Origin of the sequence: Stackebrandtia soli (genome assembly GCF_965137155.1) — a bacterium.
Taxonomy (GTDB): Bacteria; Actinomycetota; Actinomycetes; order Mycobacteriales; family Micromonosporaceae; genus Stackebrandtia; species Stackebrandtia soli.
The window spans coordinates 61,178-85,944 of the sequence record NZ_CBCRZX010000012.1; the positions used below are offsets into that span (position 1 = coordinate 61,178).

Annotated in this window: 21 protein-coding genes, 1 pseudogene and 1 riboswitch; of the genes and pseudogenes, 9 read left to right on the forward strand and 13 right to left on the reverse strand. The window is 68.9% G+C overall.

Translation table 11 applies throughout. The features are described 5' to 3' along the window. Positions 1-196: 196 nt before the first annotated feature. The 3 genes from ACM9NP_RS09940 to ACM9NP_RS09950 form a co-directional block, all read right to left on the reverse strand. Positions 197-415, reverse strand: a complete 219-nt coding sequence (locus ACM9NP_RS09940) for a hypothetical protein (RefSeq protein ID WP_415646345.1) — start codon at positions 413-415, stop codon at positions 197-199. Between the two features lie 88 nt (positions 416-503). Then, on the reverse strand, positions 504-1,409 hold the full coding sequence (locus tag ACM9NP_RS09945; RefSeq protein WP_415646346.1) for an aminoglycoside phosphotransferase family protein: 906 nt from the start codon (positions 1,407-1,409) through the stop codon (positions 504-506). A gap of 75 nt (positions 1,410-1,484) precedes the next feature. Further along, entirely contained in the window at positions 1,485-2,660 is a 1,176-nt protein-coding gene (locus ACM9NP_RS09950) for a LuxR C-terminal-related transcriptional regulator (protein ID WP_415646347.1), read from the reverse strand. 90 nt (positions 2,661-2,750) lie between these two features. Between ACM9NP_RS09950 and ACM9NP_RS09955 the strand changes: the two genes are divergently transcribed. Next, positions 2,751-3,548 carry a PP2C family protein-serine/threonine phosphatase gene (locus tag ACM9NP_RS09955; RefSeq protein WP_415646348.1) on the forward strand — a complete coding sequence of 266 codons (798 nt, stop codon included), beginning with the start codon at positions 2,751-2,753 and terminating at the stop codon, positions 3,546-3,548. A 40-nt stretch (positions 3,549-3,588) separates the two neighbouring features. After that, positions 3,589-5,214, forward strand: coding sequence for a peptide-N4-asparagine amidase (locus tag ACM9NP_RS09960; protein WP_415646382.1), 1,626 nt, complete (start codon positions 3,589-3,591; stop codon positions 5,212-5,214). Between the two features lie 9 nt (positions 5,215-5,223). Here the strand turns inward: ACM9NP_RS09960 and ACM9NP_RS09965 are convergent, their stop codons facing one another. After that, positions 5,224-6,327, reverse strand: a complete 1,104-nt coding sequence (locus tag ACM9NP_RS09965) for an NADAR family protein (protein WP_415646383.1) — start codon at positions 6,325-6,327, stop codon at positions 5,224-5,226. Between the two features lie 280 nt (positions 6,328-6,607). Here ACM9NP_RS09965 and ACM9NP_RS09970 point away from each other — a divergent pair. The 3 genes and pseudogenes from ACM9NP_RS09970 to ACM9NP_RS09980 all read left to right on the forward strand — a co-directional run. Next, on the forward strand, positions 6,608-6,753 hold a 146-nt coding region (locus ACM9NP_RS09970), incomplete at its 3' end, for a carboxymuconolactone decarboxylase family protein (RefSeq protein ID WP_415646384.1). A gap of 1 nt (position 6,754) precedes the next feature. Further along, a pseudogene (locus ACM9NP_RS09975) lies at positions 6,755-7,003 on the forward strand (carboxymuconolactone decarboxylase family protein); the annotation flags it as partial. A gap of 212 nt (positions 7,004-7,215) precedes the next feature. Continuing rightward, positions 7,216-9,336, forward strand: a complete 2,121-nt coding sequence (locus tag ACM9NP_RS09980) for an anthranilate synthase component I (protein WP_415646349.1) — start codon at positions 7,216-7,218, stop codon at positions 9,334-9,336. Between the two features lie 146 nt (positions 9,337-9,482). Here ACM9NP_RS09980 and ndk read toward each other — a convergent pair whose 3' ends face one another. Beyond that, positions 9,483-9,884, reverse strand: coding sequence for a nucleoside-diphosphate kinase (gene ndk, locus ACM9NP_RS09985; protein ID WP_415646350.1), 402 nt, complete (start codon positions 9,882-9,884; stop codon positions 9,483-9,485). Between the two features lie 275 nt (positions 9,885-10,159). Here ndk and ACM9NP_RS09990 point away from each other — a divergent pair, with 275 nt between their 5' ends. Beyond that, on the forward strand, positions 10,160-11,764 hold the full coding sequence (locus ACM9NP_RS09990; RefSeq protein WP_415646351.1) for a VOC family protein: 1,605 nt from the start codon (positions 10,160-10,162) through the stop codon (positions 11,762-11,764). 53 nt (positions 11,765-11,817) lie between these two features. On the opposite strand, the gene ACM9NP_RS09995 is transcribed toward ACM9NP_RS09990, so the two are convergent. Together ACM9NP_RS09995 and ACM9NP_RS10000 are read right to left on the reverse strand one after the other, a co-directional pair. Further along, complete coding sequence (locus ACM9NP_RS09995; protein ID WP_415646352.1) at positions 11,818-13,023, reverse strand: MFS transporter; 1,206 nt, start codon at positions 13,021-13,023, stop codon at positions 11,818-11,820. Beyond that, positions 13,020-13,454 (reverse strand): MarR family winged helix-turn-helix transcriptional regulator, encoded by a 435-nt coding sequence (locus ACM9NP_RS10000; protein WP_415646353.1) that lies wholly within the window; start codon positions 13,452-13,454, stop codon positions 13,020-13,022. Before ACM9NP_RS10000 ends, ACM9NP_RS09995 begins: the two co-directional genes overlap by 4 nt. Before the next feature lie 218 nt (positions 13,455-13,672). Between ACM9NP_RS10000 and ACM9NP_RS10005 the strand changes: the two genes are divergently transcribed. Beyond that, positions 13,673-14,593, forward strand: a complete 921-nt coding sequence (locus ACM9NP_RS10005) for a hypothetical protein (protein ID WP_415646354.1) — start codon at positions 13,673-13,675, stop codon at positions 14,591-14,593. A 444-nt stretch (positions 14,594-15,037) separates the two neighbouring features. Here ACM9NP_RS10005 and ACM9NP_RS10010 read toward each other — a convergent pair whose 3' ends face one another. From ACM9NP_RS10010 to ACM9NP_RS10035, 6 genes are all read right to left on the reverse strand, one after another. Further along, entirely contained in the window at positions 15,038-16,039 is a 1,002-nt protein-coding gene (locus ACM9NP_RS10010; protein WP_415646355.1) for a coiled-coil domain-containing protein, read from the reverse strand. A 10-nt stretch (positions 16,040-16,049) separates the two neighbouring features. Then, positions 16,050-16,218, reverse strand: a riboswitch (cyclic di-AMP (ydaO/yuaA leader). Between the two features lie 190 nt (positions 16,219-16,408). Continuing rightward, on the reverse strand, positions 16,409-16,816 hold the full coding sequence (locus ACM9NP_RS10015) for a DUF4233 domain-containing protein (RefSeq protein WP_415646356.1): 408 nt from the start codon (positions 16,814-16,816) through the stop codon (positions 16,409-16,411). Positions 16,817-16,980: 164 nt separating this feature from the next. After that, on the reverse strand, positions 16,981-18,261 hold the full coding sequence (locus ACM9NP_RS10020) for a bifunctional folylpolyglutamate synthase/dihydrofolate synthase (RefSeq protein ID WP_415646385.1): 1,281 nt from the start codon (positions 18,259-18,261) through the stop codon (positions 16,981-16,983). Between the two features lie 166 nt (positions 18,262-18,427). After that, a complete protein-coding gene (locus ACM9NP_RS10025) occupies positions 18,428-21,046 on the reverse strand; it encodes a valine--tRNA ligase (protein ID WP_415646357.1) in 2,619 nt (872 codons plus the stop codon). 325 nt (positions 21,047-21,371) lie between these two features. Next, entirely contained in the window at positions 21,372-22,298 is a 927-nt protein-coding gene (gene meaB / locus ACM9NP_RS10030) for a methylmalonyl Co-A mutase-associated GTPase MeaB (protein WP_415646358.1), read from the reverse strand. Positions 22,299-22,320: 22 nt separating this feature from the next. Next, entirely contained in the window at positions 22,321-23,496 is a 1,176-nt protein-coding gene (locus ACM9NP_RS10035; RefSeq protein WP_415646386.1) for an acetyl-CoA C-acetyltransferase, read from the reverse strand. Positions 23,497-23,768: 272 nt separating this feature from the next. Between ACM9NP_RS10035 and ACM9NP_RS10040 the strand changes: the two genes are divergently transcribed. Both ACM9NP_RS10040 and mce read left to right on the forward strand, forming a co-directional pair. Beyond that, complete coding sequence (locus ACM9NP_RS10040) at positions 23,769-24,155, forward strand: hypothetical protein (protein WP_415646359.1); 387 nt, start codon at positions 23,769-23,771, stop codon at positions 24,153-24,155. Positions 24,156-24,300: 145 nt separating this feature from the next. Beyond that, positions 24,301-24,732: a methylmalonyl-CoA epimerase gene (mce, locus tag ACM9NP_RS10045; protein ID WP_415646360.1), complete on the forward strand. Its 432-nt coding sequence runs from the start codon at positions 24,301-24,303 to the stop codon at positions 24,730-24,732. The last annotated feature ends 35 nt before the right edge of the window (positions 24,733-24,767 follow it).

Here is a 24,767-nt window from a genome sequence, read left to right on the forward strand (position 1 = left end):
GCGGCCTGCGCATCATCAAGGACATCACCTTCACCACGGGCGGCGCCCACCCGAGCGCCTACGTCGTCACCACCCGCCGGGGCCGGTTAGGCGTCCTGCGGGATCGACCGGCCCGCAGGGTCTTCCCCGCGATCGACAGGTCCATCCTGAACGGTCCGCCCGCGTGGACGCGGGTACGAGGTGCCGAGCCGCCTGGTCATGACCGGTGGCGGATGAAGGCGAAGATCGCCGCGCCGGTGAGGGTCAGGACGGTGCCGATGATGCCGATCCACGAGACGAGCGTCGATTCGGCGGAGTCGGTGAGCGTGGCGGCGGCGGGGGCGAGCGTCGCCGACGCCGCGGCAGTGCCGACGACGGCGAGGCTCGCGATGGACGCCGCACAGGCGACTCCGAGTCGACGGTATGAAACAGTCATGGTGGAGACACTAGGAGTTGTCGGACGCGGGTTCCCCCAACGACACCGGCGTGTCCCAGGTTCCCGCGAGGCTCTATCGGCGTGCCCGTCAACTCGGGAATCCGAGGGCGTCGAGGACACCCACGCAGCGGGCCGGGTCCCGATCGAAGCCCACGGACAGGCCCCACAGGAGGTATCCGGTGGAACGGACGAGCGTCCACGCCAGCGCCCGATCCCGATCGAGACCGGCCTCGTCGACGATCAGATCGAACGCGCGTCGGACGCTTCGAGTGTCGGCCAGTTCGTCGAATCGGGTCCACAACAGTTGCGCCACTTGGTACTCCGGATCGCCGACGATCACCATGGGATCGATCGCCACCCAGGAGCGCTTGCGGTCGTACAGGATGTTGTCGTCGTACAGGTCGTGATCGACGAGGAGTTCGGGCGCGTCGACGGTCAAGGAGCGGGCGTTGTCGACGACGGAGCCCAATCGGGTCGACGAGAACGGCCTGCCCTGATCGTCCCAACGCCGCTCCACGGTCTCCGCCATCCACGTCGCGGTATCCATTGTGCATGGAAGTTCCGCCGCGTCGGCGGGCACCGGAATCGCGAGACGGCGAAGCAGCCGGGCCGCGATCGGCAGCGCCGTCCGCCACTCGATCGTGCCGAGCGAATGGCCGGGTCGGACGTGTTCCAGCAGCGCGGCGTTCGTCGGGGGATCGTCGGCGAGGAGCCGGACCGCGCCGCCGCCGTCCCACCATCGAAGGGCTGCGATGACGTGGGCCGACCGGTCGTCCGGCCAGGAGACCTTGAGGACGGCCGCCTCCCAGCCGCGCCGGACGGGAACCGCGATCCCGTTGTCCCCGCACAGCACGGCGCCGTCCGGACGCAGCGCCCACTGTCGACAAAGGCCGGTTACGACGGACGGGAGAGCCGCTCGCCACTGCCGTCCGAGGGCTCCCTCGCGGCTCCATCGACCGCGCTGGAAGGCTTCCGGGATCTGGAGGTCGGACACGTGAGCGTTCTCCTTCGGTGAGTCGGCTGACTCCGCGGCGGCGAATCGTCCTCGCGAAGCGGTTCGACCGGGCGCTCAGCGGCGGGGCGGCGGGGGTTCGCGCCGGGTCAGACCGTGTTGGACGGCCCAGAGCGCGGCCTCGGTACGGGAGGTGGTGCCGGTCTTGCGAAGGAGGTTGGACACGTGCACGGTCACGGTGCGGATCGAGATGCCGAGGGCGGTCGCGGTCTGCTGGTTCGTCATCCCGGCGGCGACGCAGTTCAGGACCTCGCGTTCGCGGGACGTCAGTTCGTCGATGGTGCGGAGGGTGTCGACGAGCGCGGCGGCTCCCGGCTCGCGGCGTGGGTCGATGTCGGCGGCGACGCGGCCCGCCTCGCCGGGGTGTCCGAGTGCCATCAGCGCGCGGGCGAGCGCGAGGCGTGCGGAGGTCTCGGAGTCGCTCGGGAGTGAGCCCGGTGTGGTGGTGAGGCATTCCTCGATGAGGTCGAGCGCGTCGGTCGCGCGACCGTCGCGAATGAGTGCGGCCGCTGCGTCGAGGGTCGCCGCGTGGCGGGCGGCGTCGTTGGTGGCGTGCGTGTACCGGGCCCAGTTGACCAGCGGGTCGACCTCGGTGAGGCGTGGTCGGGGGTCGGGCAGGGCGATCGTCGTCGCGTGGCGGGCGGCGGCGAGGTCACGAAGGGCGCGATCGGCGTTGCGCGGCGGTCCGGCGGCGTCGGGGGTGCGGGCGACGACGACGAGGAGCGCGGACAGGTCGGGGGCGGCCGCGAGGGTGGCGAGCAGTTCGAGGCTGGCCGGGTCGAGGGCGTGGGCGTTGTCCGCAACGAGGACGGCGGAGCCGTCTCCGGTGAGGTGTCTGACGATGCCGATGGCGGCGCGGCGCAGTGCGGTCGGTTCGATGCGTCGGGATTGCGGTGTGGTGCGGCGGGTCAGCCAGGCGATCGCGTCGCCGAGGGGCGGTTCGGTCGAGTCGCGGTCCTCCGCCGGTCGACTGGGGGCGAGTTCGTGGCCGTCGAGCGCGGTCGCGGTCCAGTCGTAGGGGCCGGGTGCGGCGGGTCGGCCGTGGCCGATGAGGGTGACGGTCGGCGCGGGAGTGAAGTCGGTGATGGCGTCGGCGACGAGGCGGCTCTTGCCGGCCGCGGGCAGGCCGGTGACGATGACGATGCGTTGCGGCTCATCGCGTTTGGCCACGTCGCGCCACGCCTCGACGAGGTGTTCGAGGAGGGCGCGCCGGGTGTCGGCCGCGAAGGGCATTCGCTTCGGTGAGCCTTTCTCCTCGGATTACGCATATCTACGTATGGACGTGGGGGCCGGTGACGGGCATGCTCCTAAAGTATGGTCACCGTGAGTTTTTCGGCAGTCAGCCACCCTGGTTCGGTTCGTGATCACAACGAGGACGCCCACGCGATCGGGGGACGGCTCGCGTTGATCGCGGACGGCGTCGGCGGGCACGCGGCGGGTGAGGTCGCGTCGGCGTTGACGGTGGAGGCGTTCGAGGGCTTGACCGCCGCCCAGGAGCCGGTGCCGGATCCGGTCGAGGTGTTGCGCGCGGCGATCGTCGGCGCGAACACGGCGATCGCGGCGGCCGCGAAGGAGAACGAGGCGTATCGGGGCATGGGCACGACGGTCGTCGCGCTGCTGTTCTCGGATGAGGGCGCGCACGTGGCGCATGTCGGTGACTCGCGGGCGTATCGGCTTCGCGGTGGCGAACTGGCGAGGTTGACGCGCGATGACAGTTACGTGCAGATGCTCATCGACAAGGGCGCGTTGGCGGAGTCGGACGTCCGCACCCATCCGTATCGGTCGGTGGTGTTGAAGGCGCTGCTGGGTGAGCCGGTGGAACCGACGATCGGCGAGGTGGACGTCGCGGCGGGCGACCGGTACCTGTTGTGCAGCGACGGACTGTCTGATGTGGTCAGTGATGAGGACATCGCGCGGGCGCTGACGGAGGTCGACGACGGCACGGACGCGTGCGAGGAACTGACGCGGTTGGCGCTGGAAGCGGGCGGCCCGGACAACATCACAATCATAATTGTCGATGCGTCTTTACCGTCCGTGCTGACCCGAAGCCGGTATTCGACAAACTTCCCGCCCCCTCGACAACCAAAGGCGACAGTGGGGATAATGCGTCCAAGACGTTGACAAACCCCGATGCCCCTGCCCAGTTGAGGAGAGTCGCGTGATGCGCGGACTATCCGCCCTGGTCGCCGCCGCCCTCGCGGTGACCACCTTCTCCCCGGTCCCAGCCCATGCCGGAAACGTGCCCCCCGAGTTCGGTGACGACTGGGACGACCCCCGTACGGCCGCACCGCCGATCGACACGCCGGACGTTGCTTCCTGCGAGGTGCCCATCGTCGATCATCGTTTCGACGATTTCGAACCGTTCACGGGGACCTTCGTACCCCCGACCGAGTGCGGTGACGAGTGGTCGATGGTGGTGCTGCGGCTCGACGGCAGCGTCGCGGGCCGCCAGTACGACCGCCTGGGTCAGCTCGACATCGGTGGCGTGCCGGTGTTCAAGACCTCGACCCCGGAACCGTCCCCGCAGGGCATCACCTGGTCGGTCGAACGGGATGTCACGCAGTACGCCCCGCTCCTGGCGTCCACGCAACCGACCCTCATGTCGCTCGGCAACGTCGTGGACGACGTTCACGACGGCGTGCTCGACGTGCGGGTCTCGTTGACCTTCTACGAGGCCTCCTCCTCCGCGCCCGCGCCCGACGTGCCCGATCGGCTCCTGCCGTTGAGCGACCAGGACGACTCGACCCCCGACCTGCGCGGCACCTTGACCGTGCCGACGAACTCGGAACGGCTCATCGCCGACGTCTACGCCACGGGTTCGGGCGGCGGCTGCGAGGAGTTCTGGTACCTCACGGCCCCACCGCAAACGGGCTACTCGTGCGCGGCGCCGGACGGTCCGTACCGCGAGGTTCAGGTGCTCATCGACGGCCAGATCGCCGGGATCGCCGCACCGTATCCGCATATCTACACAGGTGGATGGTCGAACCCCTACCTGTGGTACACGATTCCAGCGCCACGCGCCTTCGACCTGGAGCCGCTGCGCTACGACCTGACGCCCTACCTGGGCCTGCTCAACGACGGCGCCGCGCATGACGTCGCCGTGCGCGTGGTCGGCATGCCCGCCGACGCGGCGGGTTGGTCGACGCCGGTGGCGTTCCGCGTCTGGCAGGACGAGGAGTCGCAGGTCGTCAACGGCGGGGTCCTGACCTCGGAGACGACCCCGCTGACCAACGACATCACGATCCTCGCCAGTCGGCACACCCGAGTTCAGGTGGAGGCGGGCCGACAGCACACGGCGACCGGCTGGCTGGAGACGTCGCACGGCAGCGTCATGACGACGGTGGATCGAACGATCGGCAACATGTCGACCCATTCGTGGGCGCCCGGCGAGAATCCGGACGCGCTGCGGGCCGAGTGGTTCGACATGGAGACGCGCACGGTGCTCTCCAACGAGTCGGACGTCGACGTCACCCAGGTGGACCGGACGTTCAGCGTCAACGGGCGCATCGGCATAGACGACGAGAATCGGCTGACGACGACGATCACGCTGCTCGACGAGCGCGAGGTCCTGCACACGGCCCCGAGCGGACGGGTTCGCCACCTGAAGGTGCGCGACAGCTTCCTCGGCGCCGCCGCGTTCGACATCGACCAGCCGCGCCCGGATCGGCGTGGCGTCGGCGTGTCCCAGAACCGCTACGTGGTCGTCAGCGACACCGCCGGAACCTGCTACGACCGGGTGATCCGCAGCCGGAACGGCTACGTCACCATCGACCGGGATCGCTGCTGACACCGCCCCTCAATCGTCCCTCCACCGCGCCACGACCAGCTCCGAGCGGACTACTTCGAGCAGGCGCCCGACCCAGTTGCTGCCGTGCCCGTACCAGTACCCCGAGAAGGTTCCGGCGAGCATGATCCGGGCGTCGCCGGTGCCGAGCAGGGTCTCGGCGAGGTCGGGGTGTTGGGTGTACTTCGCGCGGTTGAGGTCGGCCATGACGGCCAGACGGGCGACCGGCCAGCCGTCTCGACGCGGCGCGTCGGCGGCGAGCGTCCGGGCGTCGTGAGTGCGTGTGGCGGTCCGGATCCGTTCGCGTGCTTCGGGATCGCTCGTCGACATCGCCCAGTACGCGTGCTCCACCGTCGGGTAGGTCCGGCCGTCGTACTCGATCGGCGCGGGATAGTCGATCTGGAGGATGTGCCGACCGGGATCGGCGAGACGGTCCTCGTGGAAGTGGGCCATCGGCAGCTGGACGGTCGGGGACGCCGCGGTCACGGGGCCGTCCGGGGGCGCGACGGGCAGGCTGGCGCGCAGGCGTTCCCGATCGCGGAAGTACTTCTCGGTGTGGGCGTGCATCTCCGCCGTGACGACGCGGTCGTCGTACCCGGCACGCCTCTGCCCCACCGCCGTCACGAGGGTCGCGAGCGGCCAGTCCTTGCTGTCCATGTCGCCGAGTGCGAACATCCGCAGGTGCTCCGGGATCGCGAGGTAGGCCTCCCTGGCCGCGGTGCGATTCGACTCGGTCGGATCGTCGAGGAAGGTGTCCACCGCCATCAGGCACCGAACGCTCGAGTCGGGGCGGCCGTTGAGTTCGTCGATCTTGTCGGCGGTTTCTCCGAGTAGGCCCTGGGCCGAGACGAAGAACTCGGGCTCGTCGAAGTTCCAGTCGACGAGGTCGGAGGCGGACGCCCGAGCGCCCTGCGGAATCTCGGTGGCGACCCAGCCGGTCTCCAGATGTCGCCGCAGACCGTCCAGATCGGTGAGACCCCAGCAGTCGACGGTGCCGTCCGCGTAGATCGCCATGTCGGTCAGGAAGTACGTGTCTCCGTTGCGGATGAAGATGTGCTGCCACGTCCCCTCGACGCGAGCACCATCGACATATCGATATGTGCGCTTCACGAACATCACGGTAGCGGCGCCTTCCGACATCCGCGAGCCCATCCGTTGGTCCACAAGAGATACGAGGACCCCCGTCGATAAAGTCCAGCAGCTTGACTATATTGTCAAGTGCATTGACTAAACGGAGGTTCTCATGTCGCACCCCTATTTCCCCGACCTGACGATCGAAACCGCCCCCGAGGAGGCCAGACCGCACATGCGCGCGATGCGCGACCGCCTCGGCTACCTACCCCACGCCGTCGCGCGGATGGCGCATTCGCCCGGCCTGCTCGACGGCTTCGGCATCATGACCCGCCTGTTCGACGCGTCCGCCCTGGCACCGATCGAACGCGAGGTCGTCGTCATGACCATCGCGACCCGCAACGACTGCGAACTGTGCGTCGCGATGCACACCACGATCCTGCGACGGCTGCGCGCGGACGCCGACGTCGTNGCGGCCCTGCGTGCCGCGAGCCCGATCCCCGTCGAGCGGTTGGAGGCGTTGCGCCGCTTCACACTCGCGGTCGTCACGACCGCCGGAGGCGTGTCCGACGACGAGCTGACGGCGTTCACCGAGCACGGCTTCACCGCGCGGGACGCCCTCGACGTCGTCCTCGGCGTCGGCGCCTACACGCTGTCGACGTTCGCCAATCGGCTCACCCGGGCGCCGATCGATCCACCGCTGCGGCCGTTCGCCCCCTGACACGCCCACCCGTTGGTACGGGACCGTGGAACGCGCGCCCCTCCGTGTATGGTTTGCCGCATGCGTTCAACGATGCCCCGATGCTGGTGGCGCCGCTAAAGGCGGCCCATCGACGTTGACGCGCACTCTCGCACCAACCGCGACCGCCTCGCCAGGCGGTCGTCTGCGTTTCGGCCCGCCCGGCTCGGCCCAACCCGAAAGAGGGCAGACCGTTGACCGACCTGACGACCCCGGGCGGAGTGCGGATACGCCGCACCGACGAGGACCTCCCCGAGGGCGACCTCGACTCCGTCATCGACAGCGTGCAGACCCGACGCGGCGGTGTCCTGAGCTCTGGAATGGAGTATCCGGGTCGGTACAGCCGCTGGCACATGGCGTTCGTCGATCCATGTCTGGAGCTGTCGGCGATCGGCCGAGACGTCACGGTGCGGGCACTCAACGAGCGCGGGGCCGTTCTCCTACCCGTCTGCCGGGAGGCACTGGTCGCGGTCGGGCTCGACCCGACGGTCGGGCCCGACACGGTCGCGGCGCACGTGCCCGCGTCCGACCGACCGTTCACCGAGGAGGAGCGCAGCCGCCAGCCGAGCGTGTTCACCGCGGTCCGCGCCCTGTGGCACGCGTTCGCCTGCGACGACCCGCATCTCGGCTTCTACGGCGCCTTCGGTTATGACCTCGCCTTCCAGTTCGAGCCGATCGCCCCGGCCAAGGACCGCGACCCGACGGCCCGCGATCTCGTCCTCCTGCTGCCCGACGAGATCAGCGTGTGGGACCGCAAACGCGAACTGGCTCACCGGTTCCGGTACGAGTTCACCGTCGACGGGGTCAGCACCGACGGTCTGGCCCGAACCACGGCGACGGTTCCCTACGTCCCGGCCACCACCGCGCCCGAGCCGCCGACGCCCGGCGCCTACGCGGACACCGTCCGCCGGGCACGCGACGAGTTCGCGGCGGGGAACCTGTTCGAGGTCGTGCCGAGCCATCGCATGCACGCGCCGTGCCCGTCGCCCGCGGCGTTCTTCCGCCGCCTCCGACGCGACAACCCCGCGCCGTACGAGTTCTTTTTCAATCTGGGCGACGCCGAGTACCTCGTCGGCGCGTCTCCGGAGATGTACGTGCGGGTCACCGGGGACAGGGTCGAGACCTGCCCGATCGCGGGCACGATCAAGCGCGGCGACGACGCGCTCGCTGACGCGGCCAACATCGCCGCGCTCCTCGCGTCGCCGAAGGAGGAGTCGGAGCTGACGATGTGCACCGACGTCGACCGCAACGACAAGGCCCGCGTGTGCGAGCCGGGGTCGATCCGGGTGCTCGGGCGGCGTCAGATCGAGTTGTACTCACGGCTGATCCACACCGTCGACCACATCGAGGGAACCCTCCGCCCCGGTTTCGACGCCCTCGACGCGTTCCTCACGCACATGTGGGCCGTGACGGTGACGGGCGCGCCGAAGACGTGGGCGATGCGGTTCATCGAGGAACACGAGACGACGCCGCGTCGCTGGTACGGCGGGGCCGTCGGCAAGATCGGTGTCGACGGTTCGATGAACACGGGCCTGACCCTGCGGACCGCGCACATCGAGGACGGCGTGGCGACGGTGCGGGCCGGGGCGACGCTGCTGTTCGACTCGGATCCGGACGCCGAGGAGAACGAGACCTACCTGAAGGCGAGCGCGCTCCTGGAGGCTATTGGCGGGGCGGAGACCACCGCGCCGGTCAAGCCGGCGCCGATCGAGGTCGCGGGTGGGATGGCGGGCGTCGGTCGGCGAATCCTGCTCGTCGACCACGAGGACTCCTTCGTGCACACGCTCGCGGACTACCTACGGCAGCACGGCACCGAGGTCACGACCGTCCGATTCGGATTCGACGATGAGGTGCTGGACCGGATCGCGCCCGACCTCGTGGTGCTGTCGCCGGGGCCCGGAGTCCCGGCCGACTTCGGCTGCGCCGAGCTGCTGGATCGCCTGTACGAGCGCGGATTGCCCGTCTTCGGGGTCTGCCTCGGGCTTCAGGCGATGGTGGAGCACGCGGGCGGAACGCTCGCCCGTCTGGCGGTGCCGTGGCATGGGAAGCCGGCGACGGTGAAGGTGGCCGGGGGCGAGCTGTTGGAGGGGCTCGGCGGGGAGTTCACGGCCGCTCGGTACCACTCGCTGTACGCGACACCGTCCGATGTGCATGGTTTCGAGGTGACGGCGATGACCGACGACGTCGTCATGGCCATCGAGGACCGTCCACATCGGCGCTTCGCGGTGCAGTTCCATCCCGAGTCGATCCTGACCGCGCACGACTCCGCGGGGCTGCGAATTCTCGGTAACATGCTTCGACTCACGGCCCACTGAACACGGTTCGGCCGCCCCTGGTCCAGGGGCGGCCGATGTTGGTCCTAAAAGGCCTCTGGCGCGGAACGGCCGCGCGAGGACCGGTCGCGTCGTCGAAGGATGACGACCCGAGGATCATCCGCGCGTTCGACCGCGCGACAGGAGGATCAGGAGAACCACAGGGCGATCTCACGCTTCGCGGACTCGGGCGAGTCGGAGGCGTGGATCAGGTTCTCCCGGTTCGACAGCGACAGGTCGCCGCGGATCGTGCCCGGCACGGCCTTGCGCCCGTCGGTCGCTCCCGCGAGGGCCCGCACGGCGGCGATGGACTCGTCACCCGAGACGATCAACGCGACGAGCGGCCCGGACGTCATGAACTCCTTCAGCGGCGGGTAGAAGGGCTTCTCGACGTGATCCGCGTAGTGGGCGTCGGCGAGGGCCGCGTCCATCGTCCGCATCCGCATCTCCTCGATCGTCAGCCCTTTGCGCTCCAGGCGGGACACGACCTCTCCGATCAGGCCCCTGGCGACGGCATCGGGTTTGATCAGGACGAGGGTCTGTTGGGACACGGTGCGCTCCTAGGCAGCATCTTTGAGGGGCCGAACTGTGGGGCGTTGAGTTTAGAGGTCGCTCGGCGGGGCCGTCCGGCCCGGTGGGGACAGAGGAGAGACGCCGTGGTCACGGGCGAGACGGTGACGGCGTGCCGACCGAATCGACCGCCATGGACCATCCATTAAGGATGAAGTGGCGGAAACGCTTGGGCGCGTTCCCTCCACGGTGTGTTGTGACGCGCGGGACACACACGTACCATCGAACATCATGCGTCTGCGGGAGGCACACAACTATGGCTCAAACACCGCGTCAGCCGCCACGGCAACCACCGCGCAACAACGCGAAGGCCACCCCGAAGGCGGCCCGGCAGGCCAAACCGGCTCCGAAGGCCGCTAAGGCCGCGCGTCAGGCGAAGGCGGCACCGCGCGCCGCGAAGAACGTCAAGGCGGCGAAGGCTCCGACTCCGAAGCAGCGAGCGGCTACGACGAACGCCCGAAACGCGCAGCACGCGAGGGAGGCTCAGGCCCGCGCACAGGCGCAGCGGGCCCGGGCGGGGCGGGCTGGGCGCGCGACCACTCGGACGGCGGGGCGTGCCGTGCCCCGAACGCGGGTGTCCGCTTCGTATCGGGGTTGGCGCAGCTGGTGGGCGACCGCAGAGATGGACCGCCTCGCCCGCGAGGAGGACCGCGGCATTGGCGCGCCGCAGCCGAGAATCGGCATGATCGCGGGAATGCGGTACTGGAGCGGGGGACGCCTGACGGGCGTGTTCACTTTACTGCTCCTGGGCTTCTTCACCCTGTCGATCGCGCTCGGCGCGAGCAGCGTCATCGCGGGGATCATCGGTTTCGCCTTCCTCGGCGGGTCGGTCGCGTTGGCGACCGCCGCACGCGCCGCGGCCCATTTCCAGGCGTACCCGCAGGCCTCCGAGCCGCTGGCACCGGTGCGGGACTTCACCGTCGACGATCTGCGGATCGAGGATGAGCGAGACGACGAGCTCGGTTCTCTGGACGACCTCGACCGGAGTTTCGGCGGTGGCATGCCGCTGTACACGCCGGCGCAGGCACCACCGCCCCCCGAGTCGGCTCCCGCCCCGGAGCCGCCGACCGGTGGTACAACGAATGTGACGACGGCGGTGAGCCACTCCGTCGCGCAACCACCGGCACCGACACCGGCGTCCGAGACGAGCCCGGAATCCGAGCCCGCCGCGGCATCGGAGGCGACCGCGGAGTCCGAGACCGAGGCGGAGTCGCCGACGACGGCACCGGTCTCGATCCCGAAACAGCAGACCGCCAAGGACGTGGACACGCTCGACGCGGCGACCGGCCCCGGAGTCGTCGACGACGATCAGGCCGCGGTGGACGCCGCCGAGGCCCTGGCGGTCTTGGACGTCCTCGACTTGGACGTGTTCGACCGTGACGACGAGGACGAGGACGACGAGCCGCAGTCGCGCGCGATCCCGGCGCTGTCGAGTGGCGCGGCCGAGGTCTTGTCGGCGTATGTCGGGGCGGAGGAGGGCCTGCCCGCCGAGGCGGTCCGCGACGTCGCCGCGACCCTCGTTGTGTCCGATTTGGACCGATCCTTGATGTTCTACACGGAGCTGCTCGGTCTGGTGGAAGTCGATCGGGCCTCCGACGCGGTGCTGCTGGAGGCCGGTTTCGGCCGGGTCCTGCTGTGGCAGCGCGACGACGCGCCCGCCGGTGGCAATCCCGTGATGCACCTGACCTTCGAGGTCGGCGACATCGACGTCGCGTATCGCACCCTGCGCGGCAAGGGCATCACCTTCACGCACCCACCGCGTTCGGCCCTGGCCGGGGCCATTCACGAGGTGAAGGCGGCGTCGTTCCTCGACCCGGACGGGCACGGCCTCGCGATCACCGAACTGAAGCGGCGCGAGTGATGTGGCTCGGGTCGGCGCGGACCCGAGCCTTATCGACAGTGCCGATCGTCGGCTCAGACGGCGGCCTCGGCGAGCGCGGGTTCCGGTCGTCCCGTCAGTGCGACGAGATGACGGCGCCTGACGGCCAGCACGGCGACGGCGACGACACAACAGGCCGCTCCGAGAGCGTATGGGACGCTCACGCCGACCTCGTCTCCGAGCCGGCTGGCGATGACGGGCGCGAACGCGGCGCCGAGCCAGCGCACGAAGTTGTAACCGGCGGAGGCGACAGCGCGGGGCGCGTCCGACACCTCCATCGCCGACTCGGTGAAGACGGTGTTGCTGACGCCGATCGCGAGGCCGGTCAGGACGGTGCACGTGACGACGCCCGCGTGGGCGTCCGATCCCGCGAAGACGGCGACGCCGATCTGGCACAGCGCGAGGAATCCCAATGCCAGGTACATGGTCGGCACGGAGCCGATGACGCGGTGCAGGCGCGGTGCCAGCAGCACCGAGGACAGTGCCACGGCGACGCCCCAGCCGAAGAAGACGGCGCCGATCCCGTACGCGGTCATGCCAAGGATGAACGGCGTGTACGCGAGCACGGTGAAGAACGCGAAGTTGTAGAACAGCGCGGCGACGGCCGTCGTGGACAAACCGCCGTGCGCCAGGGCGCGAATCGGGTCCGACAGGCGTGTACGGCTCGTGGGGCGGTCCCGCCGTAGCAGGACGGCGATCAGGACGAATCCGATGGCCATGAGCACGGCCGTCCCGTAGAACGGGTACCGCCAGTGCCAGTCGCCGAGGACGGCTCCGAGCAGCGGTCCGGCGGAGATGCCGAGGCCGAGCGCCGCCTCGTACAGGAGGATCGCGGAGGCCGCTCCTCCGCTGGCGGCACCGACGATCACGGCCAGGGCCGTCGCGACGAAGATCGCGTTGCCGAGGCCCCAGCCTGCGCGGAAGCCGACGAGTTCGGCGACCGAGTTCGACGTCCCGGACAGGATCGCGAACACCACGACGAGGCTCAGTCCGATCAGGAGGGTTCGCTTGCCGCCGATGCGGCTGGAGACGTACCCGGTGACGAGCATGGCGACCGCCGTCACGAGGAAGTAGCTCGTGAACAGCAGTGACACCTCGCTCGGTGTGGCCTGGAGGCCGGTCGCGATCGACGGGAGGATGGGGTCGACGAGACCGATGCCCATGAAGGCGACGACGGCCGCGAACGCGGTCGCCCACACGGCGGGCGGTTGCCTCAGGATCGTTGTGCCGGGAGCTGTCATCGTTCTCCTCCTGTCGGTTCGGCGGCCGCGAGCCTCGACAGGGCGGGGAGGGCGGCGGCGATGCGGGCGCGATCGTCGTCGGTGAGCGTCGCCAATCGGTGTTCGAGTGCCTCGACGCGGCGGGCACGGCCGTCGGCGAGCGTGGTTCGTCCCGCGTCGGTGAGGGTGACGACGACGACGCGGGCGTCGGCGGCGTCACCGCGTCGGGCGACGAGGCCGTCTCGTTCGAGCCGGTTGATCTGCGCCGTCATCGTCGGCAGCCGAACGCCGTGTTCGTCGGCGAGGGCGCTCATCCGGCAGTCCCGATCGGAGAGGGAACCGAGCACGGCGAGCTGCTGCGGGCTGGCGTCAGCGGTGACGTGGGTGCGGCGCAGAAGCAGGACGAGATCGCGCAGGAGGCGGTTGACCTCGTCGGCGAGTTGACGCGTCATGGACGACCCTTCAATAGTTAGCCTGACTAAGTTAGTTCGCCTAAGCATATCTCCGCGTGGGTGCGGCGGTCGATGGGCGACGATGTGCGATCCGACACCCACGACTGTCGAAAAAGGATGATCATCGGGCGCCGCTTAGCACGTCCGCTCGGCGCACTGTCCGCCGGGTATTCGTTCCACTGCAACGATTTCGCAGGGCTGCGGCCTATAGTGCCGTCATGTCCCCCACCGCGACCGCTCACCCCTCAGGACCCCGTCGCCGGCCCGCCATCGTCCGACGGCGCCCCGGACCAACCACCCGGCTCGCGCTCGCATCGGCCGTGGCCACGGGGCTCGCCGCACTCGCCCACGTGCTCGCCGCGCGCATGGCGGGGGACACGGCGGTCGCCCTCGTCGCCGCCGCCGCCGTCGGCGGGGCCGCGCTCGTGTGCATCGTCCTCGTCGAGGTCGACCGTCGACTACGACGCATCGAGTCCAGACAGGGACAGCACCACCAGACGACCGAGCGCATTCTCAACCGCGGCCTCTCCCGCTTCGGCGGCATCTCGCGCGCCCTCGCCGACCTCGACCGCTCCCCCGTCGACTCGGCGACCGTCGAAGGCGTCATCCGCGCCGGAGCCCGCGTCCCCGCCGAGACACCCTCCCTGGCCGTCGGTCTCGCGAACGCGCAACTGCGCCGAATGGCCCGATTCCTCGACGGTCTCGACGGTGGCGAGATCATCGCCGAGACGGAGTCGAGGGACTGGTTGCTGGGCTTGACGGCGCGAGCGGGAACGAGCCTGCGAGGCGTCGTGACCTCCGACGTCGCCCGGCACATGGACCGGGACCTGATCGACCGCTGCTCCGCGGCCGTCGTCCGGGGCGTCACCGTGGCGTGGACGGTCATCGTCGACGCGACGACCGACGCCGACGACGCCGTCCGCGCGCTGCGCTCGACCGACGCCGACGTGTCCCTCGTGAAGAACGACACGATCGCGTCATGGTGGTCGGACACGGACTCGGCTGTCATCGTCTTCGACGACGAGATCGTCCACGAGACCCAACTCGGCGCGCCGACGTGTCTCATCCTCGACCCGGATCAGGTCACGGCCCGCGTCCACCGCGTCGACGCGATCCTCGGCAGGGCCTCCCCCGATTAGAGACCGTCTCGTTCCCCGGCGGATCGGTTCCGGCGGTGTCGCGGTGTTCATGATCGAACCACCGACGCGGTTCGACGGCCATCGGCCGCGTTGTCGGATCACCGGCCGTGCTCCAGCACGCCGGAAGGCATGGCAGACACCCGTATGCGGGCGATCCTGCGCCCCGCCGAGTGACGACGTGCCGCTCGCCTCACACGATCTGAGGGAACGAGACAAGCTCAAGGCCGGTGGTTCTCGCCCGGGCCGGAACGACGTCGACCACGTCCTCGAAGCTCCCGCGCCGTACGCCAGCGGGGCTTCGAACACCGGTCTCGCGTCCTGCCGGGGAACCCGACCCGACTCACGGGTCCGCCGCGACGTCATCGCCGGTTCGCGGCCGATGACGGATACCCCGAACACGACGATGCGCCCGCCCCTTGCCAGGGCGGGCGCATCACGTCACGCTCAGATCATCGACAAATGCACGTGATTGGTGTGGTCGCAGGACGGATTACCGCCGCCGCATCCCGCGTAGTACCCCCAACCACCGTTGGCCGGTTCCCAGATCTGGTTGTTCCAGATGACGTACCGGACGCCGAGCGCGCCCGCGTTCTCCACGAGCCACGCCGCGAGATTCTCGCCGTAGGTGAAGGCCTCGCCGCCCGCGTGCCCGCCGAAACCGCCCGGCTCAACGGAGAAGTCGCACGCCTTGCCGCGTGGATGCTCACCGCCGTCCTCGGCCGATCGATAGCAGGCCGTGTACCGGTCGAAGCCGGTGTAGATCGACTGCTGAAGCGCGTGCAGGGTGCGCCCGGAGATGCAGCCGTTCGTGGTCGGGTCGTCGACGTCGCAGCCCTCGTACGGCCAGGTCCCGTCACTGTTGCGCGGCGCCGGATCGGCGGCACGGAAGTTACCCGGGGTCGGACCGGCCGAATCGCCACCACCGCCCGCGGCGATGTTGTTCGCGGCCTGGTCTCGCGCGGACCGCATGTCCTTGACGGCCTGAGCCGCGGCCTCGACCTCGTCGGCCAACGCCTCCTTCTCGGCCTCAAGGCTCTCGCGCGCGTCCAGCAGGTCCTGCATCTGCCGTCCCTGCTGCTCCCCCAGATAATTGATGATCGAGATTCCCTCGACGGCGCGTTCCGGGGAGCCGGTCGACAGAATCGCCGCGGCGGAGGAGATCCCGCCGTTGCGGTAAGCCGCCTCGGCGAACGCGTTGACCTCTTTGGAGAGTTCCTTGATCCGGGCCTTGCCCTCCTTGATCTCGGTCTTGATCTCCTTCTGCCGTTCCTTGGTGCCCGCCAAGACCTGTTCGGCCTCCAGGTAAGCGTCGATGGCCTCGCTGAGCTCACCGTCGATACTGCCCTCATCCGGGTCCGCGGCGGCGGGCTGTGCGAACACCAGGCTCAGAGCACACAGGATCGCCGTCAACAGGAGCGTCTGACGGCTGAGGAAGTGTCGTGTCACGTAGTCGCTGTCTTTCTCCGTCGAACGCCTACCGGGTTAGCTGTCGGGTTCGGGCCGAAGAACGCCCTACCGCTTGGTTCGCGGATTCACCCCGGTTCATTGCCGCCCAACGGATGCACCGTCTGCAGCGGGTGGGTCCCCGGTTCGCCTGTCGCCAGACGATTAAGCGTGGGCCGTCGTAGCCGTTGGTCGGCTGGGGTGGGTGCGACGGACCACGGCAAGACTAGAGGCATCGGGCGCGAAATACAACAGTCGACAAAACGTTGTCATCACGGTACTGATTGAGACGATTCCGTTATCCCGACGGGGTTCCAAGCCCACGATAACGAACCTTTCGACAGCACAGAGTAGTCGACACTCCGAAAATCGTTAGCGCTGCGTCACCCGAACCGGTGGACGGCTCAACTTGCGCCGCACCGACAACGCGAACACCCAACTGATCGCGAAGATGACGCCTACACCTGCCAAAGCCCAATGCAGGACGCCGGACGCGAGCAAGCCCACCTGAATGACCGAACCCAGGTGCCACGCCCACGGACGCCGAATCAGCCCCGCCGCGACCACACACGCGACCGTCAACGCGAGCACGACCCAGATCGCCGTCCCACTGTCATCCAAAAGAATCCGCAGTGGAGCGAGCGCCATCAACAAGACGAGCGCCTCGGTCCCGAGCATGATCGCCCCGAGCGCGGCCACTGCTCGCGCCGGGTCCTTAAGCCCCGACCGGGTCTCGTCGTCCTCGACGCCCCGACCTTCCTCGACCTCCACAGCGCTCATGAACCGATTGTGGCGGATCGCCGCCTCCCGCCCGTGTCGGGGTCGATGAGCCGCGTCACGACGCCGAACGAACCGTCCCCTCGCGCGAGCAGACTGCTCGCTCCGCTCGACAGTTTTGCCCGACCGAGCAGAGCAAGGTGTTCCGTCCTCGACGGGTCGAACGCCTAGCGCTCGTCCCTGACGAGCAGCTTCCGGGCGTCCGCAACGGTGTAGACGGAACCGGTGATGAGGACGCCCGCGCCGCCGAACGCGTCCTCGTCCTCCTCCGCGATCCGAACGGCCGTCTCGATCGCGTCCGCGAGTCGAGGCTCGATCGTCACCTGCTCCGGTTCGAAGATCTGGCGGGCGAGCGCCCCGAGCTCCGCCGCCGGGCGAGCGCGCTCCGCCGACGACTGGGTGACGACGAGTCGATCGCAGATGGGACGCAACAACCGCAACATGCCCGCCGCGTCCTTGTCGCCGAACACCCCGACGACACCGATGAGACGCGAGAACGCGAACTCCTCCTCGATCGCGGCGACGGCCGCGGTCATCCCCGACGGGTTGTGCGCCGCGTCGAGCAGGACCGTCGGCGCGGAGCGTACGCGCTCCAGTCGGCCCGGCGACGTCGCCTTCGCGAAGCCCTCGCCCACGACCTCACCGTTGAGGGCCTTCGGTTCCCCCGCTCCGAGCAGGACCTCGACGGCGGCGAGCGCGGCGGCGGCGTTGTGCGCCTGGTACGCGCCGTGCAACGGCAGGTAGATCTCGTCGTACGTCGCCCCGGACGGGGCCGTGATCGTCAACTGCTGCCCGCCGACCGCGACCCGCCGCTCGTCCACGGTGAACCGTCGGCCTTCCGCGATGAGGCTCGCCCCGACGGCGTGACAGCGCTCGACCAGCGGAATCATCGCCTCCGGGTCCTGCTCCGACGTCACCAAAGTCGAACCCTTGTGGACGATCCCGGACTTCATCTGCGCGATCTCGGACACCGTCTCCCCCAGCCACTGCGTGTGGTCGAGCCCGATCGGGGTGATGACGGCGACCTCCGCGCCCAGAACGTTCGTCGAATCGGTCTCCCCGCCGAGCCCCACCTCGACGACCGCGACATCGACGGGCGCGTCGGCGAACGCCGCGAACGCCATCGCCGTCGTCACATCGAAGAACGTCAACGGCTCATCGAACTCGGCGTCGACGATCGCCGCGTACGGGCGGATCTCCTCGTACAGCGCCGTGAACGCCGCCTCGCCGATGGGCTCGCCGTCGATCGTGATCCGCTCACGGACACTGTCCAGGTGCGGGCTCGTGTACCGACCGGTCCGCAGACCATGCGCCCTGATCAAGGACTCCGTGATCCGCGCCGTCGACGTCTTCCCGTTCGTACCCGTCACATGAACGGCCCGGAACGACCGCTGCGGATCACCGAGCAGTTCCAGCAACCGCTTGACCTTGTCCAAATCGAAGTGCATGCGCGAGTAGCCCCGCGCGAACAGCGCGGCCTCGGCCGCCAGGTACTGGGCGTGCTCACGGGCACTGCTCACGTCGGACTCCCCGGAAGTAGCGATCAATGTGATGGGGTGGAGGCCAATCGGCCCCCACCCCATCAGTGTCTCGTATCGACTCGCGTGAACGGCGTCACGCGGCGGTCTGCCCCAGCGCCGCCAAACGCTCCGTCAACCGGGCGATGTCGGACTCGGCGGCGTCCTTGCGACCGCGAATCTTCGCCACCACCGGTTCCGGCGCCTTCGCCAGGAACGCGTCGTTGCCGAGCTTCGCCGTACACGTCGACAGTTCCTTGTTCGCCTCCGCGAGCGCCTTCGTCAGACGGGCGCGCTCGGCGGCGACGTCGATCGTGCCGCTCGTGTCGAGCTCGGCCGTCAGGCTGTCCGACACCGCCAAAGTCGCCGAAGCCGTGAAACCGTCGCCCGGGTGCTCCAACCGAGCCACGGCGCGAATCAGCGGCTCGTACGCGGCCAGGCCGACCGAGTCGAGGCCCACCAGTCGGGTCTCCACCCGCTGGCCCGGCTTGAGGCCCTGGTCCGAACGGAATCGACGGATCTCGGTGACGAGGTGCTGAAGCCGCCCCACCGTCTCCTCGGCGGCCGCGTCGGTCTCGCCCACCGTCGGCCACGGAGCGACCATGATGGACTCACCGCGCTCCTCGCCGCCCGTGAGGGCCAACCACAGCTCCTCGGTCACGAACGGCGTGATCGGGTGCAGCAGGCGCAGCAGGTTGTCGAGGACGTGGCCGAGCACGCGCCTGGTCGCGTCGGCGGGCGCGCCACCGGCCGCGAGCACGGGCTTGCTCAGTTCGAGGTACCAGTCGCAGACGTCGTCCCACGCGAAGTGGTACAGCGCTTCCGTGGCCTTCGCGAACTCGAACTTCTCGAACTGCTCGTCGACCTCGCGGATCGTCGCGGACAGCCGCGACAGCATCCATCGATCTATCGTGGACAGTTCGGTCGGCAGTGGACCGTCGACGGTGGCACCGGACATGAGCGCGAAACGGGTCGCGTTCCACAGTTTGTTGCAGAAGTTGCGGGAGGCCGCGATCCACTCGTTGTTGATGACGATGTCGCCGCCCGGGGTGCTGCCGCGCGCAAGGAAGAACCGCAACGCGTCCGAACCGTACTCGTCCATCAGGTCGATCGGGTCGACGCCGTTGCCGGCCGACTTCGACATCTTCTTGCCGTGCTCGTCACGGATGAGCCCGTGCAGGAACACGTCGCTGAACGGCGCCTTGTCGGTGGCGTAGATGCCGAACATCATCATCCGCACCACCCAGAAGAAGATGATGTCGTAACCCGTCGACAGGACCGTGTTCGGATAGAACTTGTCCAACGCCGGTGTCTTCTCGGGCCAGCCGAGAGTGGAGAACGGCCACAGCGCCGACGAGAACCACGTGTCCAGCACGTCCGGGTCCTGTGTGTAGCCTTCCGGCGCGGTCTCACCCGGACCGACGCACACCATCTCACCGTCGGGGCCGTACCAGATCGGAATCCGGTGGCCCCACCACAGCTGCCGAGAGATGCACCAGTCGAGCAGGTTGTCCACCCACGAGAAGTAGCGCTTCTCCTGCTCCGGCGGGTGAATGCGCACCTCACCGGAACGCACCGCGTCACCTGCGGCCTCCGCGAGCGGCCCCACCTTCACGAACCACTGCTTCGACAGGCGCGGCTCCACCGTCGTCTTGCACCGTTCGCAGTGGCCGACCGCGTGCACGTACGGGCGCTTCTCGGCGACGATCCGACCCTCGGCGCGCAGGGCCGCCACGATCGCGGGCCGCGCCTCGAAACGGTCCATGCCCTGGAACGGCCCGTGCGCCGTGATGGCGCCGCGCTCGTCCATGATCAGCGGCGCGGCCAGGTCGTGGCGGCGGCCGATCTCGAAGTCGTTCGGGTCGTGCGCGGGAGTCACCTTCACCGCGCCGGTCCCGAACTCCGGGTCGACGTGCGCGTCCGCGATGACCGGAATGCGACGCCCGGTCAACGGCAGCGTCACCTCTCGGCCGATGAGATGCCGGTAGCGGTCGTCGTCGGGGTGCACCGCGACGGCCGTGTCGCCGAGCATCGTCTCGGCGCGGGTCGTCGCCACCACAATGGAGTCGTCGCCGTCGTCGTACCGGATGCTCACGAGTTCGCCGTCGTCGTCGGAGTGCTCGACCTCGATGTCGGACAGCGCCGTCATACAGCGCGGGCACCAGTTGATGATGCGCTCGGCGCGGTAGATCAGGTCGTCGTCGTAGAGCTTCTTGAAGATCGTCTGGACCGCCGACGACAGGCCTTCGTCCATGGTGAACCGTTCGCGGTCCCAGTCCACCGCGTCACCGAGGCGGCGCATCTGCCCGCTGATCTTGCCGCCGTACTCGGACTTCCACTCCCACACCTTCGCCACGAACGCCTCGCGGCCAAGGTCGTGGCGGGATAGCCCTTCGGCGGCGAGCTGCCGCTCCACCACGTTCTGCGTGGCGATGCCGGCGTGGTCCATGCCGGGCATCCACAGTGCCTCGAAGCCGCGCATGCGGGCGCGACGGGTCAACGCGTCGATGATGGTGTGGTCCTGCGCGTGCCCGAGGTGCAGGCTGCCCGTCACGTTCGGCGGCGGGATCACGATCGTGTAAGCGGGCTTGTCACTGTCGTCGGAAGCGGAGAACCGGCCGTCGGATACCCACTTCTCGTAGCGCCGCGACTCTACGTCGGCGGGCGCGTACTGAGAAGAGAGTTCCGTACGGGCCTGGTTTTTCGCTTCATTCATCACGGGACAATTCTACGAAGCCGTCCGCGACGTTGTCACCGAGGTTTCGGCCATTGGCCGCGACCGATGGCACCGCGCGAACGGGGGCAGACCAGGCAGCCTGAAGCGTTCTTCAGCCCGCTTTAGCGTGGCTTCAGCGTTTCAGGGTTACGTTCACCTTAGGGGCGGAGGTTGGAGGCCCCCACATCCAGGCCACAGTGGAATATTGACGAGATCGGTCGGGCATGAGACCGGGAGTGGACGGCGCGCTTCCGCTTGCGCCGCAGAGATATCCGCTGCCGACCGGTCGACGGTCGCGAAACGACGGGCGTTTCGCGACCGTTCACTACGATGCGGCGAGCACCTCGTCGGCGGCGGCGTACGGGTCGAGTTCGCCGTCCGCAACCTTCGCCGAGAGCCCCTCGGACACCGAGTACCGAGACGCGAGCGTGCCCAAGACGATCGCGGTGACCTCGGCGCGCGCCCGAGCCAGTCGGCGGCGGGCGAGTTCGCCGTGCTCGCCGAGCCACGTGTGGTGCTTGTCGATCGCCTCCACCAACTCGTCGATGCCCTCGACGCGGTGCGCGACCGTCTTCACGATGGGTTGCCGCCACTCGTGCGGCTCCCGCGTCACCAAGGCCATCATCGACCGGATGTCGCGGTACGTCGCGTCGGCGCCGTCCCGGTCGGCCTTGTTGATGACGAACACGTCGGCGACTTCGAGAATCCCGGCCTTGACGGCCTGGATCCCGTCCCCCATGCCTGGGGCGAGCAGCACCAAGGTCGTGTCGGCGAGCCCGGCGATGTCCACTTCGGCCTGTCCGACGCCGACGGTCTCGATGAGAATGACGTCGAAGCCCGCGCCCTCGAGTACGCGAACGGCCTGCGGCGTCGTCGCGGAGAGACCACCGAGGTGCCCCCGCGACGACATCGACCTGATGTAGACGTCCGGGTCGGTCGCGTGTTCCTGCATCCGAACCCGGTCACCGAGGATCGCGCCACCCGAAAACGGGCTCGACGGGTCGACGGCGAGAACCGCGACTCGACGGCCCTGCGCCCGATACGCGCTGACCAGGGCCGTCGTCGTCGTGGACTTGCCGACCCCCGGCGAACCGGTCAGCCCCACCACTTGGGCGCGCCCCGCGCGCGCGGCGAAAGCCGCCGCGATCTCGCGCACGCCGTCACCACCGTTTTCAACGATGCTGATGAGGCGCCCGAGAGCGCGCGGGTCGCCATCGAACGCGCGCGGCGCCCATTCGTCGATGTGGCTCATGTGGGTACGTTGTCCCGTCCGCTCAGACCTTCAACAACAACGCGTCGCCCTGGCCACCGCCGCCGCACAACGCGGCGGCACCGAGGCCCCCGCCCGACTGGGCGAGCTCGTGGGCCAGCGTCAGCACGAGCCGAGCGCCGGACGCGCCGATCGGGTGACCGATCGCGATCGCGCCACCGTTGGGGTTGACGATCTCGGGCGAGATGCCGAGGTCGCGCGTCGACTGAATGCCGACGGACGCGAAGGCCTCGTTGATCTCGACGACGGACAGCTCACTGGCGTCACGACCCGCCTTGGCGAGCGCCGCCTTGATCGCGTTGGACGGCTGCGAGTGCAGCGAGTTGTCGGGGCCGGCGACGCTGGCGTGCGCGACGATCTCGGCGAGGTAGGGCAGACCGAGTTCTTCGGCCTTCGCCTTGCTCATGACGACCAGCGCGGCGGCGCCGTCGGAGATCGGCGAGGAGTTGCCCGCCGTGATGGTTCCACCGGCGGAGAACGCCGGGCGCAGGCGCGCGAGCGTCGACACGGTCGTCTCGGGCCGGACGCCCTCGTCGGTGTCGATGACGAGCGGGTCGCCCTTGCGTTGCGGGATCTCGATCGGCGCGATCTCCCGGTCGAAACGCCCGTCCTTCTGGGCCGCCGCGGCGCGGACGTGGCTGCTCGCCGCGAACTCGTCCTGCTCGGTGCGGGAGATGTCGAGGCGACCGTTGTGGTTCTCGGTGGACTCGCCCATCGGGATTCCGTCGTAGGCGTCGGTGAGACCGTCGAGGGCCATGTGGTCGGCCATCGTGACGTCGCCGTACTTGTAGCCCTTGCGCTGCCCCATCAACAGGTGCGGCGCCCCGGTCATGGATTCCATGCCTCCGGCGACGACGATCTCGCACTCGCCGGCGCGGATGAGCTGGTCGGCGAGGGCGACGGCGTTGAGGCCAGACAGGCACACCTTGTTGATGCTGATGGCCGGGACGTTCATGGGGATGCCGGCGTTGACGGCGGCCTGACGTGCGGGCATCTGCCCCGCGCCAGCTTGGAGGACCTGGCCCATGATGACGTAGTCGACCTGGTCGCCGGTGACACCGGCGCGTTCCAGGGCCGCTTTGATCGCGTGCCCACCGAGTTTCGTGGCCGAGACGTCGGTGAGGGCGCCGAGCAGCTTGCCGTTCGGCGTGCGCGCGCCATGCACGATGACGCTGGTGATGGGGTCGCCACCTGTCATGTTCTGTCCGCCTCCATTGGTCGGGGGTGTAGCTCCTGCTTCCAGCTTAACGGTCGTTCGGGTCAGCAGGTAACCGTGTGTCTTTGTGGCGTCGGACATGTCGGCGCCCGTCACGCGTCGCCTGGAACCGTCCCTGCCGCCGGAACGCGAGCGACGATCGCGAACGAGGACAAATTACGTCACGACACCGCTTGCACCACTGGGACACCATGGGGAACAGAGCTGGGATGACCTCGATGGCGGATGGAAGACCGGTGGCGACTTGGACGCAGGTGGTGACGCTCGCCGCCATCGCCGCCATCGTCGGTGGTTGTGCCGATGATCCGATGGACGAACCGCGCGGACCGAAACTCGATGGGCGGATCGTCGTGGCGGAACCGTCCGAGGAGGCTCGGACCGAGGCGTGCGCGGAGGTGCGGTCGGTCGGCGAGGCAGAGGCGGGCTCGTTCGAGGACGGCTCGGTCGGCCAGCGGGATTACTGCGGTTGGGAGATCGATGGTGCCGCCCTCGCGAGTTTCGCGATCCCCGGCGCGAGTGTGGTGGTGCAGGTCGATGTCAACGGCGATATGAACGGCGAGGTTCCCGACACCGCCGAAATCCGTGACGCGATCCTGTCTCGGGTGGAGTCAATGCTCGTTTGACTCGCGTCTTCCGGGCCCCGGGGTGGCGATCGCGACGGTCCGGTCGGTCGCGTCGCCACCTCGGGCTCGGGCGGGGCGGACGACGGTCGGTCGCGATTCGGTGGTCCGCGCGGTGAACGTCGTGGCCCTTCGGCAGACTGGGCGCATGGAGACGGTGAAACCAGTCGGGCTCGTGGCGGTCGATCACGTGGGAATCGCGGTGGCGGATCTCGACGCGGCGATTCGGATGTACGAGGACGTGTTCGGCGCGCGGTGCGTGCACATCGAGGAGAACACCGAGCAGGGCGTCCGCGAGGCAATGCTGGCGATCGGTGACGGTTCGACCCGGTTGCAGCTGCTCGCGCCGCTGACGACGGAGTCGACGATCGCTAAGTTCCTGGATCGGCGGGGGCCCGGTCTTCAGCAGTTGGCCTACACGGTCGTGGACGTCGACGCGGCGTGCGACGCCCTTCGGGAGCGCGGGGTGCGTCTCCTGTATGACGCTCCGAAGCGAGGAACGGCCGGATCGCGGATCAACTTCGTGCATCCGAAGGACGCCGGTGGGGTACTCGTCGAACTGGTCGAGCCCGCACCGTAATCTGTCCGGCACAGTGAGTTCTCCCCGGCAGATCG